The organism is Gardnerella sp. DNF01189 (assembly GCF_049244195.1).
Taxonomy (GTDB): Bacteria; Actinomycetota; Actinomycetes; order Actinomycetales; family Bifidobacteriaceae; genus Bifidobacterium; species Bifidobacterium swidsinskii.
The window spans coordinates 1266213-1280861 of sequence record NZ_CP058385.1 but is presented as its reverse complement, the minus strand read 5'-3'; the positions used below and the strand labels follow the sequence as shown (position 1 = coordinate 1280861).

Here is a 14649-nt window from a genome sequence, read left to right as displayed (position 1 = left end):
AAGCAACAAACTTACATAAGCAACAAAAGCAACCTTAAATCACCTTAGCGTTAGGCAGCACGTTGCCGTCTTTATCAACGTTACAACTATGCTCAACAGCAATCGTAATATTGTCAGAGTCAACCGAGTAGAAGCCATCCGTCACCTTAAAAACGTGACGCACGCCTTTCAAATCGTCAACCTTCACAAAACCGTGATCAATCAACGCAAGCACAGCCTCATGTCCAGGAAGCACGCCCATTGCGCCATTCACAGAAGGAATAACCACAAACTTGGCGTCACCTTCCCAAACAGGATGCCTGGCTGCCACCACACTAACGTGCAGCGATTTTACTTGCTTCTCCGACATAATCACGCACCAAACTCTTGCTGCATATCGTGCCAACGACGCTCAAGATCATCAATGCCACCGATACCAGAGAATGCCTGCTCAGGAATCTCATCGTAAACACCATCGCAAATGCGAGTGAATGCCTCAATGGTTTCGTCTGCTGGCACATAAGAACCTGGACGACCAGTGAACTTTTCAGCCACATAGAAGTTCTGACCAAGGAACTGCTCAATCTTACGAGCGCGGCTGACAGTAGTCTTATCTTCCTCACCAAGCTCATCGATACCAATCAAAGCGATGATGTCCTGAAGCTCCTTGTTACGCTGCAAAATAGCCTTAACGCGGTTCGCGCAATCATAATGAGCCTGACCAACGTAACGCGGATCCAAAATTCTAGAAGTAGAAGTCAAAGGATCCACAGCTGGGTAAATACCCTTAGCTGCAATATCACGCGAAAGCTCAGTAGTTGCATCCAAGTGCGTAAAGGTTGTTGCAGGTGCAGGATCAGTGTAATCATCTGCAGGAACGTAAATAGCCTGAAGTGACGTAATGGAATGGCCGCGCGTAGAAGTAATACGCTCCTGTAATGCACCCATTTCATCTGCCAAGTTTGGCTGGTAACCAACTGCGGAAGGCATACGACCAAGCAGCGTGGAAACCTCAGAACCAGCCTGAGTAAAGCGGAATATGTTATCGATGAACAGCAACACATCCTGATTCTGCACATCGCGGAAGTACTCAGCCATAGTCAAAGCGGTAAGAGGCACGCGAAGACGAGTCCCAGGAGGCTCATCCATCTGGCCAAAGACAAGCGCTGTTTTCTCCAAAACGCCAGCATCAGCCATTTCGCCAATCAAATCATTACCTTCACGGGTACGTTCGCCAACGCCAGCAAACACAGACACACCACCGTGATTCTGTGCAACGCGCTGAATCATTTCCTGAATCAACACAGTTTTACCAACGCCTGCACCACCGAACAGACCAATTTTACCGCCCTGAACGTAAGGGGTAAGCAAATCGATAACCTTAATACCAGTTTCGAACATCTGAGTCTTAGACTCAAGCTGATCAAAAGCAGGTGGGTTACGGTGAATTGGCCAACGCTCAGTTATTTCAATGTGCTCGCCAGGCTTAGCATTCAAAATGTTGCCTGTAACATCGAACACGTGACCCTTAGTAACATCACCAACAGGTACAGAGATTGGGCCGCCAGTATCTCGCACTAAAGCACCACGAACCAAACCGTCAGTAGGCTTTAAAGCAACTGCACGCACAGTCGAATCACCAAGGTGCTGCTCAACTTCCAGCGTAATCTCGTGGACGGTATCTCCCTCGGTGTTTCCAACGGTGTTGATATCGACTTTGAGAGCATTGTAAATATCCGGCAGATAGCCGACCGGGAATTCAACGTCAATCACGGAACCCTGAACGCGGGTTACGCGACCAGCTGTTGGATCGACCTCCTGCTCAGCTTCTGGAGGCGCTGTGGTCTGATTTTCAGCCATATGCTCCTAATCCTCCTCATTATTCAGCGCATCAGCGCTGCCGATAATTTCGGTAAGTTCTTGAGTAATGGATGCCTGACGAGAAGCATTAAGCTTTCTTGTCAAATCATCCACCAAATTGCGGGCGTTATCTGTAGCCGTATGCATAGCGTTCTGTCTGCTTGCCGTTTCGGAAGCAGCAGAAGTAAGTAAGCACTCGTGAATACGAGACTGAATATACTTCGGCAAAACAGCATCCAATACTTCATCCGGGCTTGGTTCGAAGCAATACTCCACAGCTTCTGGATTGCTGCGGCTCACTGCTTCTTCACGAGCCGAAACTGCGCTCGTAGACGACAATGCTGCTGAAGGACCAGAAGCTGCTTCATAGTCAGGACGATGCATAGAAAACTCTTCACCGTCCTTCAAAGGAACCAACTCAACTGGCAGCATGCGTAACGTACGAACTTTTTGCCTCACCATATTTATAAATTCAGTGAACACAATATACAGTTCCGAAACTCCGCCTTCTGCTTCCGGCGTCATATAAGCGTCCATTAAAGTATCGGAAATCTTTTCAGCAATAGTAACGTCTGGGTGGTCAGTAGAACCTTCCCAAGTACCTGCCACATCGCGATTGCGATACTTGTAGTAAGTTGCACCGCGTCGACCGTACACGTACAGTTCTGCATGCTTACCTTCTGCATCGAGTTTTGCAAGAAGTGCTTCAGTCTCACGAATAATCGAAGACGTAAACGCACCTGCCATACCACGATCAGAAGTAAGAGCTAAAACTGCTACACGATTGCCAGCATGCTCTTTACCAAAAATAGGATGCTTAATATTTGCTTCGTGATGAGCTACCAACGCCTGCACGGCATCGAAAATTGCGTCACTATAAGGCTTAGCATTAAGCGCAATATCTCGCGCTTTAGCGATATGAGAAGACGCAATCATTTCCTGAGCCTTAAAGATTTTACCCAAAGACTGTGTGGAAATAATTCTCGATTTCAATGCAAGTTGGGAGGACATACGCTACTTCCCCTCAGGCTCGCGACTGTCTGCTTTCGGCTTAGCTACGAGCTGTTCCTTCTCAACAGGAGCAGGGTTTTCAGCCGGCGGCAAAGAATCCTTTACAATCAAAGGCTTGCCAGCAGATGTCTTAAACGTCCTACGGAAATCATCAATGGCTGCATCAAGCTTAGCTTCAGTTTCCTTAGTGAAGTCTTCAGTATCGCGAATTACTTGCAAAATGTCGGTTCCCTTATCCAAGTAATCCAACAATTCGCTTTCGAAACGCAACACATCCTTCACAGGAATATCGTCAAGCTTGCCATGAGTACCAGCCCACACAGAAACAACTTCTTGCTCCATTGCTCGAGGAGAGAACTGCTTCTGCTTAAGTAGCTCAGTCAAACGAGCACCGCGAGTAAGCTGCGCCTTTGAGGCTGCATCCAAATCAGAAGCGAACATTGCGAAGGATTCCAAAGACTTGTAACGAGCCAAGGAAATCTTCAACATGCCGGAGACTTTCTTCAAAGCCTTAGCCTGAGCTGCACCACCAACACGAGACACGGAAATACCAACGTCTACTGCTGGACGCTGACCGGCGTTGAACAAATCAGACTGCAAGAAGATCTGACCATCGGTGATAGAAATCACGTTGGTTGGAATGTATGCAGAAACATCGTTTGCCTTGGTTTCGATAATTGGAAGACCGGTCATAGAACCGCCACCCAAATCGTCAGAAAGCTTAGCACAACGTTCAAGCAGACGAGAGTGCAAGTAGAACACGTCGCCTGGGTAAGCTTCACGCCCAGGTGGACGACGCAAAAGCAAGGAAATTGAACGGTATGCTTCTGCTTGTTTCGACAGATCATCGAAAACAATCAAAACGTGCTTGCCGTTATACATCCAGTGCTGACCGATTGCAGAACCAGTGTAAGGTGCAATGTATTTAAAACCTGCAGAATCAGAAGCTGGACTTGCCACGATTGTGGTGTACTTCATAGCTCCTGCTTCTTCAAGGCTTTGGCGCACTGAAGCAATAGTAGAACCCTTTTGACCGATTGCTACATAAATGCAGCGAACCTGTTTCTTTGGATCTCCAGTTTCCCAGTTAGCACGCTGGTTAATAATCGTATCTATTGCGATTGCAGTCTTACCTGTTTGACGGTCACCAATAATCAACTGGCGCTGACCACGACCTATTGGCGTCATTGCGTCAATAGCCTTCAAACCAGTAGACAATGGTTCATCGACTGGATGACGGTGAATAACGTCTGGAGCCTGGGCTTCAAGAATACGACGCTCACTGCACTCAATCGCACCCAAACCATCGATTGGATTACCCAACGGATCCACAGTACGACCAAGATAAGCGTCACCAACCGGCACAGACAACACCTCGCCTGTGCGGTATACTTCCTGCCCTTCCTCAATACCTGTAAAATCGCCGAGAATAACGACGCCGATTTCGTGTGCATCAAGGTTGAACGCAAGACCCAAGGTATCGTTCTCGAATGTGAGCAGCTCGTTTGCCATGCAGCCGGACAATCCAGCTACGTGCGCAATGCCGTCACCAGCCGTAACAACATAGCCAACTTCTTGCGTTGGCATGTCGGTAGGCTTATACGAGTCAACAAACCCGTCGAGCGCCTTGCGTATCAGGGCGGGATCAATAGATAGTTCCGCCATAATTCTCCTTAATTTACTACTTCACTGCCTGTGTCCAAGCACCATTTCGCGCAGAACGCTGCAACTGCTTAAGCTGCATCAACATGGTGCGATCGGTTATTTGATCACCGATTTGTATACGCATACCACCAAGTACGTTTGGATCCACAATTGGGTTAATGTATGCACGATGACCCAACTTATTGCTGTAGATTTCAATCAAACGCTTAATTTGCTTATCTGTAAGCGGCTGAGCAGTAGTGACTGTAACCAATGTTTCGCCAGCTTCACGCTCAAATCCTGACCAAGCACCACCGAAGCTACCGGTTTTACCGCTTTCGGCACCTCCGTGCCAAGTTCCTACTAGATAATGCATAATGCGCAATACAACAGGGTGCGCCTTACCTCCAATAAGCTCGTCAATAAGGCGAGACTTATCTTCCGAAGACCTATTCGGATCAGTAATCGCATCAGAAAGCTCAGGATACTTATCAATCATGTCCATCATTGACGAAAGCTCGTCTGAAATGCGCTGCGCTTCATCGTGCGCATCTGAGATGGCCTGAGCAAGCGAAGAACGCGACAAACTATCGTTTACTCGCGATGCCTTTTCTGGCATTCTTACCTCCTCGTTTCTGTAAAAAACGAAGTAATGCAAATAATACAAAATGAAATAACCGTAATTTTATTTTGCGATCATTCAGTTTTGTACATTACTTTACTTGCTTTGATCCGAATTTTTAGTGTCTCCAACTTCATCGATCACATGATCAATAATCTTGGAGCTGACGGTATCGTCATCCAATTTGGATGCAAGAATCTTGCCAGCTAAAGCTGCTGCAAGAACCGACACCTCTCCTTGGAGGCTGGACATGGCATGCTTATGCTGAGCCTCAATGGAATGCTGCGCTTCACTGATAATCTTCGCAGCATCCTTTTCAGCGCGTTGTCTAGCTTCGCCAATAATTTTTGAAGCTTCCGATCGAGCCTCTTCACGAGTCTTTGCAGCATCAGTTTGAGCTTGAGAAAGTTCGTTTTCAATCTGGCTCTTCAACTCGTCTGCTTCACGCTGCACATTAGCAGCCTTAGCCATTCCGCCTTCAATTTTTTCTGCACGCTCGTCGAGAATTGCCTGGAATTTAGGCATAACAAACTTGTAGAAAAACGCTGCAAGAACTACCAAAACTACTAATGACCACAGTACGTCATAAGGCTCAGGCAAGAACAACGCCAACTTATTACTTCCGGCTGCATATGCCATGGCTTGTCCTTTCTATTCTTTCAACACTATTCGTGTTGTGCATTGTAAGTTTTGTTCAGGCTCCCATAATGTAGGAAACGAAGCCAAGCAAGCCCAAAACCTCAATAAATGCCAAGCCGACGAACATAAACAGCTGAATGCGGTTGCCAACCTCTGGTTGACGTGCAGTAGATTCCATAGCCTTAGACACTACTATTGCCATGCCGAGTGCAGGGGAAATAGTTGCTACAGCAAAGCCAAGAATGCTCAGGTTGCCGGTCAAACCTGCAAGAGCGATGATACTATTCATTGGTTTCCTTTCTGTTGAAACAGTAACCAGTATAAACCCGTAAGATATGTAAAATCTGAAAATCTAAACTACTTTTATTAAGCAGCTACAACAGCAGACTTTTCTTCCTCTTCCGGATAACTTTCCGAAATGTAGACTGAAGCAAGCACTGTAAAAATAAATGCCTGCAAGCCAGCTACCATAATTTCGAATAGGGTAAACAGAATGCCACCAAGCAGCCACAAAGCACCGCCTAAGGCAAGGAGTTTATTGCTGGAATCCACCACGAAGAAATTGGTGAATACTAAACAAGTGGCCACCAGCAAATGGCCAGCAATCATATTCGCAAACAAACGAATTGTAAGCGAAAGTGGTCGCACAATTATTAATTCTATGAGCTGCAATGGCGAAAGAATAAAGTAAATCGGCCATGGCACACCCGCTGGGAACAATGCTTCGCGGAAGAATCGCAAAAAACCTTTTTCGCGAATGCCAGCAATAAGATATTGGCAAACAACCCACAAAGCAAATACCAGCGGACAAGCAATGGTTGCGGTTGCAGCCATATTTAATCCTGGAATCACAGAACAAAGATTAAAGAAGAAAATAGTGAGGAATAATGTGGACATCATTGGCACATAGCGCTTGCCGCGTTCCTCGCCAATCATTTCGTAAACAATGTTGTAGCGCACAAAATCCATCAAAATTTCAAGCACGCTTTGGAATCTGCCAGGAACAACCTTTGCTCGCATAGCACCAATTCCAAAAATAATCATTACTACTACTGCCATAAGTAAGCGCACTAAAATAATGCGATTCATGGCAAATGGAGTGCCTTGGAACAAAATTTCTGGAGGCAAAAACTCACTAATATTAGGTAGCTCTGGTTTATTCGAAGCTACAGTAGAAGCTACAGTTGTGGTCTTCTGTAAAACATCAACCATTACATCCATAAGTGCCTCCTTATAGCAATTCGTTCACACGCCTCAATTCAGTGCCGCTCACTCACATACTCAATTCATTCATTCTTGCGGCATATATATCAACTAGATCATATGTTTCATATTTCGTAAGGCGCGGGGCACGAAACGAAAAATATATCTAATTGCTGATTGTACTCTTTGCTTGTACATAAAATTACGCAACGTCAAAATTTATTTATTCATACCGTACTTAACTCCGTCAAATGGATAAAAATTATCGGAGCGCGGAGAAGCTGGCTCATGTCTTATAGAACGTTCAGTTCCAAGCCTTCCAGCAGTTCTTAAATGAGGAATATCAGAAAGATTGTAAGGCGTAGTTTCGTACACCCAATTAAGCCAGTTGCGCCAAAGCAAATTCGCGTGCGCGCGCCAAGAAAATAATGGCTCTAATTTTGGATCGTCATGAGGGAAATAGTTGTAAGGAAATGGAACGTTGCTCAAACCTTTTAACATGTCACGCTCATATTCCTGCGCAAGAGTCATTTTGCCATATTCCCAGTGTCCTAGCGCAAAAACTTCAGAAAAATCACGCGTAGCAACTAAGCCCGGACCAGATTCGGGACCATACGTAAGAATTTGCAAACGCTGATCTGCAGAAATGCTGTCAACATCAACACTCGCTATTCTAGAATGCGGTTGTAAAGCGATTTCATCAAAACCATTTGTAAGAAAACAGTACTCATCCTGCAAATATTGCGGGAACACACCAAAAACTTTTTTGCTGAGAACATGCTTTTTTACGCCATATCGATAGTAAAGCGCACCCATTGCACCCCAGCACAAATACATTGTTGAGAAAACGTGTGTTGATGCCCAGTCAAGAATTTGCGTAAATTCGTGCCAGTAGTCGACATCTTCAAATTCCATATGCTCAACAGGAGCTCCCGTCACAACAAATCCGTCGTAATAGTTGTTACGAAGTGCGTCAAGATTTTCATAGAATTTTACTAAATGATCAGCGCTAACATGCGTTGATACATGCGTAGAAGTTTTCATAAAATCGACGTCGACTTGCAAAGGAGACTTAGAGATGAGTCTCAAAAGCTGAGTTTCTGTCTCGATTTTTTTGGGCATAAGATTCAAAATCAACAAACGAAGTGGTCGAACATCCTGCTGTTCTGCTTCTGGGCGTTCCAATGCAAAAATTCGCTCAGCATCTAATATGCTTCGCGCTGGCAATCCTTCAGGAATCTTAATAGGCATGTGTTTATTATACTCCACACTTGTTTATGTTTATTGTGCCTATGTCACTCATGTGCACGAATCGTAAAATTCTAACCAAATACAGCGAGACACGCCCGAAAGTTGACAAATTTAAATTTGCACCTATCGTAGATAGAGCTGCTAAAAGTAGCCGACGCGGGGTGGAGCAGCTCGGTAGCTCGCTGGGCTCATAACCCAGAGGTCCATGGTTCAAATCCATGCCCCGCTACGAATAAGGTCGTAGGTTCTGCTTTTAAGAATTCTGCGGCCTTTTCTATTTCCGGAACACGCCATGGAGTGGCTTCATTTAATCTCATATTGACCGACGGTCGTGTCATATCTAATACTTCCGCCAATTCATTTTGCGTACGTCTTTGACCCGCCAAAAGCATACGAATATTCATTGTCACAATCTGATTCAATGTCAAATCCATTATCATTCATCTTTCTTTCCTAAAACCAACTAGCCTTTTCATCCTATCGGTTAGTTACATATATAGTATATCACATATTATGTATTTGTAAAAAAAAACGGACTTGAAACCGTGTAACGAAACAATACGTAAAATCTTTTCTCTACGTATTCTAGTCTATGTTTTTATGTTAAAAATCAAAAGAAAACTACTCCCTAATAGTTGGGAAACATATGTTACACATTGGCTGGAATATCTTGAAGCAAGTGGATATACAGAAGATACGATTAGATGCCGCTACTACAAAATCAGTCGGCTTGCACGCCTACTTAATCAGCCACCAGAAGATATTACAGGACAACAACTTGTTGAGCTTTTTGCACACCAAGACTGGAAACGAGAAACGCGCAAAGGTTATTCTTCAACAATACGCTCGTTTTACTCATACATGATTGAAGAAGAAATTATTGATGTCAATCCAACAGTAAAGTTACCTAAAATTCGTAAAGAATACGCAATACCTCATCCATGTCCTGATTACATCATTCGTGGTGCTTTAGCCCGAGTTAGAGGTAACAAGGAGTATGAAGCCATGCTCAGGCTCGGGGCAGAATGTGGATTACGACGTAGTGAGATAGCACAAGTATCTTCATCCGATATTATGATGCTTAATACTCATCCCCAGCTTCTTGTACACGGTAAAGGACGCAAAGAACGCACTGTCCCCATCGCGCCAGATCTCGCACAAATCATCGCCAACAAGCATGGATACATGTTTCCTAGCAGATGGACCGGTCACGTCGAAGCATCCTATATTGCGCATCACATCTCTCAGCTTCTTGGTAACGGATACTCCACACATAGTCTCAGACATCGATATGCCACTAAGGCATATGAAAGTACACACGACCTTCTCTTAGTATCTAAACTCCTTGGCCACGCTAGTGTAGAAACCACTCAAATATATATCAGTCTCACATTCCCTGATAGCAGTGCCATTACAGAAGCTGTTCGCCTCTAAAACAAGACAATATGAGGGGAGCACACGAGCATATTGACTTTATATCAAAAAGTTGCCAATCGTATTCTCACTACTATGTATAAAGCAAAAGTTATCGAGATTAGGAAAGAAAAATTAGAACGACACTAAGTATGTATATATCTTTCACCTGAATATTTACGTATAGTAAAAACATAGATAGAAAGACGAAGGATAATTATGGCTAATATGGATAAAAATCAGATTATTAAACAAGAAACCGAGATTACGAGACTAGATGCTATTTCTGGTCGCGGTGACCAGAAGCCAGGGAGCAAGAAGAAGCGTAAGCTTATCATCATTGCTACTGCGGTTGTTGTAGTTATAGCTTTGCTGGTTGCGAGTATGCTGGGTGTGAAGTCTTTAAGAGATTCCAAGACTCAAGCGTGCATCCAGGCAAACAGTGCGTACGCCAAAGCGTGGGCACAGTACGAGAAGACACGCCAGGATGCTGATGAAACTGCTAAGACTGTGACTAGTGTGGAGCAGGTTGCAAACGCTAAAACCTACACCACATTCACAGCCCAGCATGCTAAGAGTAAAAAGGTAAGTAAGGCGCAGTCTTTGAATTGTGCTATCTCCTACACTCAGGCTTTCAACGCGACCATGTCTAGTCTTGATAAGACTACAGCACAGCTTAATAAGACCACTAAGGCTCTGAAAAACTCAGTCGTTCAGGTCACAAAGTCGAAGAATGTGAAGGATCTTGAAAATGCTAAGAATATGGTGAAGGCGAAGCTTGATGAGATGAATAATCTGCTCTCCTCATCAGACGGTCAAGTGGCTGATAATGCTACTCGTGATAACCTGCAAAACCAGATAAACACGCTTACCGCAGCGTTGAATGATAAGAAAGCAACCGTCGAGTCTTTGACTAAGGCTCTTGAGCCAGTCCAAGGCGCAATCGACAGTGTAAACGCAAGTATACAAGCGAAGCAGCAGGCAGACGCTGCCGCAGCGGCAGCAGCGCAAGCAGCTCCGCAGGCTCGTTCCCAGTCTTCGGCTCGTACTAGCTCGGGAGCTCCTCGTTCAAGTACTCGTGGTGGGTCTTCTTATAGTGCGCCAGCACAGAATAAGAATTCGGGTGCGGTCGACTGGGATAAGTACCTTGCTGACGGGAAAGCATATAATGAATCACATAGAACGCCTAATCAATGTCGATATATCTATCGCTGTGGCACTGGATGGAATACCGATGGAACACCAGATGGTGACGGTGATGTAACTAATAGCAAATAGTTTCCATCTTTACTCATTTTCCTTTTACATAGTGGTTGGTTTTAGACGACTTCTAAAACCAACCATTTTTATCAATACCAAATTTTTATTGATATAAAATAAAATTTTTTCATTTTCTCATTACTGAATGTGAAACTTTTTGGTTTCGCATTTCATAATAAGTAATTTGAAAAAGGGAGACTTTTATGTCGCTTTTCGCTAAGCATAAAAGTATGAGAGACAAGATCCGACAAGGTTCACATCGCGCTCTTGCTGGTATCGTTGTCGCATCAACAATGTTGACAGGATCCGCATTTGCCGCTGGCGGTGCCGGATGGACAGGTGGAAACACTGGCGGATCTGGCACATATAAATCGAATACATTCTGGGTTACCGATGATAACCTAGGTTCCGCATCAGATAATGAAGCAGTGGTGCGCGCTATCCAATCAGAAGGTGTAGCCATCGGTAGCTCTGCTACCCGAGAAGCAGCAGCTAGAGCGCAAATTAACGCTGCATTATCGAAGGCTCGTGGTGATTGCGAGACGGAATACGCTGCTCGCGGTGGTACGGGTAGTGCGGATTGCCGTATCTGGGGTGTAGGCTTCACCGCAACAACAGCAGGACCAGGAGTCACAAAACCAGAATATAACAATACTTCTAGCGCGCAAGCAACTGGCGCTCAATGGTTATCAGCATGGAACAATGAAACACAGAACGGTACCAGAAAATATAATCACGGCGGTAGCGAATACACAGTGTTTGATGATATTGATTCAGCTAATACACTCGCTTCATTCGCTGCTCAGGGTATGAGTACGCCAAATACTGATTTGATTGTTATCGTTCTTGCAAAAGATCAGCCGAAACTGTGGGACTTCACACCTGATAAGTCCTGGGTCAAATACGTGAACGGTAAATGGGCAACCGTTATTGACGCAAAGCATACAAACACGACCGGTGCGGATGCTTCTACTATCCTTGATGGCGACAAGCTCGGCTCTGTGGTTAACGGTAGCTTGGGCGAGAACCTGGGAGATAGCCTCGACACATTCACCCTGTCTGATGATTATACGGCTGCTGACTATTTGTGGGATCCAGACATGAATGATGTGCATGTGTATGCTGCTCCAATCCCCGAGGCATCAACTACCGTCTCCTCAGTCGATGACATCATCACTAAGGGTACTGATGTGACGAGCCAGTTCACTATCCAACAGACTGGCACGACCATTACTGCTACCATGACCAGTCAAGCTCTTGCTGCTGCACGTAGTCTTGCTACCCCTATGCAGTACACGCTTGTTATCGGCGGTAAAGCGAATTATGCGAATGGTAAGGGTGCAGCCCAGGTACGCGCTGACGCAGTCAATTCATATCTACCGTTTGTTGCAGTAGTATGCGTGCAGCCCAGGTACGCGCTGACGCAGTCGTGGTTCCTAGAAAACAACCCACGTGTTCATGGTGCAGCCCAGGTACGCGCTGACGCAGGCAAAAAGTCTACGGATGAAGTCGAGTTTTGTGCTGATCCAACCACAGGCGCAGCCCTCAATTCTCATGGTTTGAAGAATAAAGGCTCAGAGTCTGCCGCGGGCAAGACAAAGACTACGAACGAACCATACGTGTGTGGTTACGTTCCACCAGTAGCAAAGGCAGTCATATCTGAGGCCTCTCAGGGTGGTGACCAGGACGATATTAATGGTAAGAGTGTCATGCCAGGACAGAAGCTGGAATACGAACTCACTAGCGAACCAACCATTCCAAACAACCTGAGTTATGCTATCGAGTCTGTTGCATTCACTGACACGTATGACCAGTATCTTGAGCTTGACAAGCAGACTATCGAGCTGCGTGACCTTGAAACCGGTCGCACCATCAGTAAGAAGAACTACACGCTTACTGCAGATACCGAGAAGCATGAGTTTACTATCGAACTCAACAAGGATTACGTGACAGCGAATATGACCGCGGGATCTAAGCATCGTTTCCAGGTTCGTTTCGAAGGCACGGTATCCAAGAACGCTCCAACAGACCATAGTGTGGATAATCAGTGGGGTTTGAAACTCAACAATAGTTTGACCTCGTCTAACGTGGTATCGAATAAGCCGGTAGAGCCAAAGCCTGAAAAGAAGGATGAAACCAAGACTGGTATCAATATTGATGGCAAGACCGCATACGTAGGAGACGATATTTACTACCGTCTCACTTTAAGCGCAGCCACGTTGAAGGACACTGCGTATAAGGTTCACCGTCTCGGCATGATCGATGACTATGATGATGAGTACTTGCAGCTCAATGACAAGAATATCGAAATCCTAGACGCAGCCGGTAAGGACGTCACCAACAAGTTCAATATCCAGGTTAAGGATGGTGTCGTCTACGTGTTCGCTAAGACCGTAGACACGGAGTATCTCGGAGATATTCTTCCAGGGGATCCACAACCAACAGATTTAAAGGCCTACGCTGGCAAGGTATTGGATGTGACAAAGGATCCTGCAATCGACCAGTCTCTCCTTGGTCAGGATTACACCATCGTGCTTCCTATGACAGTCAAGCAGGTCAAGGACGGGTATGTAGTGAAGAACACTGCCACCCAGATTACAAACGATCGCAAGGATGTAACGAACACGGTAACTAACCCGTTAAAGGTTATTAACCCGAAGAAGGATGTGACTGTTAAGGTTAATGGCGAAAGTGCGAATGGTAAGAGTATTTATAAGGATCATCAGTTCTTGTATCGTCTCGATAGCTCCAAGATCGCTGGTAACCGTGCCTACAAGCAGATCAAGAATTGGCGCATCGTGGATGATTATGATGAAAAGTTTGACAAGCTAACCGGCCAGTGGGCAGTCTATGTCAACAACGACATTAAGCTCGCTGACGGCACTGTGATCTCCAAGGGTAGCCGTATCGACGGTAGCGGTGTTGATGCCGGATATTTCACTTTCACCGAGGCTAATGGTGCGTTTACTGTAGAGGCAACACAACAGTTCCTTGATATTGCATCTGCTATGGATAGTGACTTGTCCTGGACAGCGTACGTGCAAATGACCCGTTTGGGCGTAAGCGATCGCGTAGAAAACACGTTCGTGGAAACCATGAATGATGTTGAACGCGAATCCAATATGGTGTGGACCAAGACCCCAGACCAGACCCCTGCTATTAAACTCATCAAGTACGACGCAGCATCTGGTCTTGAAGCGGGAGACCGTAACACACCAAGCGAAGCCTTGAAGTCTACCAAGAACGGCACCAAGATTGTGTTCCGTATCATCAACACCGGTAAAGTCAACCTGACCAAGATCACGTTAGATGATAAGACTATCGCAGGCTCCGGTACGGTAACTAATCTGGAGTATCCAGCAAACTGGTCTAACCTGGTATTAAAGCCTGGCGAATACGTAGAAGTCAAGGGCACGTTGACTGGTATGAACACGATGAATCATACCGACCGTGGTCACACGACTGGTACACCTATCGTGCCATGCGCATCCCATAACGATCACCCATTCGACCCAAACGGTGGAGATAATGGTAATGGTGGTAATACGGGTGTGTGCTATGACACTCCAGTCGAAGATTCTGATGATTGGAACGGTGTTACTGCTGCACCATTGGCTCAGACTGGTAGCGCGGTCGTGTCTATCGCTATCGCTGCTCTTGCAGCCCTGGGCGCAGGAGCAAGCATCATGATCACTAAGCGTAACAAGGAAAATGCTCGTAAGCATTAACCCGTAAACACGCTTAGTATTAACTGGCGAGGGGTCGCA

The 14649-nt window shown here is 45.6% G+C and carries 13 protein-coding genes and 1 tRNA gene; 4 read left to right on the top strand and 10 right to left on the bottom strand.

Annotated features, from left to right (window positions below):
• Positions 1-34: 34 nt before the first annotated feature.
• The 9 genes from HXT41_RS05115 to HXT41_RS05075 all read right to left on the bottom strand — a co-directional run bounded on the left by HXT41_RS05115 (position 35) and on the right by HXT41_RS05075 (position 8209).
• Positions 35-349, bottom strand: coding sequence for a F0F1 ATP synthase subunit epsilon (locus tag HXT41_RS05115; RefSeq protein ID WP_033888552.1), 315 nt, complete (start codon positions 347-349; stop codon positions 35-37).
• A gap of 2 nt (positions 350-351) precedes the next feature.
• Positions 352-1839, bottom strand: a complete 1488-nt coding sequence (atpD, locus tag HXT41_RS05110) for a F0F1 ATP synthase subunit beta (RefSeq protein WP_012913756.1) — start codon at positions 1837-1839, stop codon at positions 352-354.
• Between the two features lie 6 nt (positions 1840-1845).
• Positions 1846-2850: a F0F1 ATP synthase subunit gamma gene (locus HXT41_RS05105; RefSeq protein ID WP_004574170.1), complete on the bottom strand. Its 1005-nt coding sequence runs from the start codon at positions 2848-2850 to the stop codon at positions 1846-1848.
• Between the two features lie 3 nt (positions 2851-2853).
• Complete coding sequence (atpA, locus tag HXT41_RS05100; protein WP_012913755.1) at positions 2854-4515, bottom strand: F0F1 ATP synthase subunit alpha; 1662 nt, start codon at positions 4513-4515, stop codon at positions 2854-2856.
• A gap of 16 nt (positions 4516-4531) precedes the next feature.
• Positions 4532-5113, bottom strand: coding sequence for a F0F1 ATP synthase subunit delta (locus HXT41_RS05095; protein WP_064621453.1), 582 nt, complete (start codon positions 5111-5113; stop codon positions 4532-4534).
• A 99-nt stretch (positions 5114-5212) separates the two neighbouring features.
• Positions 5213-5755: a F0F1 ATP synthase subunit B gene (locus HXT41_RS05090; protein WP_004109948.1), complete on the bottom strand. Its 543-nt coding sequence runs from the start codon at positions 5753-5755 to the stop codon at positions 5213-5215.
• 55 nt (positions 5756-5810) lie between these two features.
• Complete coding sequence (gene atpE / locus HXT41_RS05085) at positions 5811-6044, bottom strand: ATP synthase F0 subunit C (RefSeq protein WP_004109950.1); 234 nt, start codon at positions 6042-6044, stop codon at positions 5811-5813.
• A 77-nt stretch (positions 6045-6121) separates the two neighbouring features.
• Positions 6122-6976: a F0F1 ATP synthase subunit A gene (atpB, locus tag HXT41_RS05080; RefSeq protein WP_004109952.1), complete on the bottom strand. Its 855-nt coding sequence runs from the start codon at positions 6974-6976 to the stop codon at positions 6122-6124.
• 201 nt (positions 6977-7177) lie between these two features.
• Positions 7178-8209: a homoserine O-succinyltransferase gene (locus HXT41_RS05075; protein ID WP_004109954.1), complete on the bottom strand. Its 1032-nt coding sequence runs from the start codon at positions 8207-8209 to the stop codon at positions 7178-7180.
• A gap of 155 nt (positions 8210-8364) precedes the next feature.
• On the opposite strand from HXT41_RS05075, the gene HXT41_RS05070 reads away from it, so the two are divergent.
• Positions 8365-8438 (top strand) — tRNA-Met (locus HXT41_RS05070).
• Here the strand turns inward: HXT41_RS05070 and HXT41_RS05065 are convergent.
• Positions 8398-8643, bottom strand: a complete 246-nt coding sequence (locus HXT41_RS05065) for a helix-turn-helix domain-containing protein (RefSeq protein ID WP_421788822.1) — start codon at positions 8641-8643, stop codon at positions 8398-8400. The genes HXT41_RS05070 and HXT41_RS05065 overlap by 41 nt on opposite strands.
• 166 nt (positions 8644-8809) lie before the next feature.
• Here HXT41_RS05065 and HXT41_RS05060 point away from each other — a divergent pair, with 166 nt between their 5' ends.
• From HXT41_RS05060 to HXT41_RS05050, 3 genes are all read left to right on the top strand, one after another.
• On the top strand, positions 8810-9643 hold the full coding sequence (locus HXT41_RS05060) for a tyrosine-type recombinase/integrase (protein ID WP_116431970.1): 834 nt from the start codon (positions 8810-8812) through the stop codon (positions 9641-9643).
• A gap of 198 nt (positions 9644-9841) precedes the next feature.
• Positions 9842-10900, top strand: coding sequence for a hypothetical protein (locus tag HXT41_RS05055; protein ID WP_421788605.1), 1059 nt, complete (start codon positions 9842-9844; stop codon positions 10898-10900).
• A 185-nt stretch (positions 10901-11085) separates the two neighbouring features.
• Positions 11086-14610, top strand: a complete 3525-nt coding sequence (locus tag HXT41_RS05050; protein ID WP_421788603.1) for an LPXTG cell wall anchor domain-containing protein — start codon at positions 11086-11088, stop codon at positions 14608-14610.
• Positions 14611-14649: the final 39 nt, after the last annotated feature.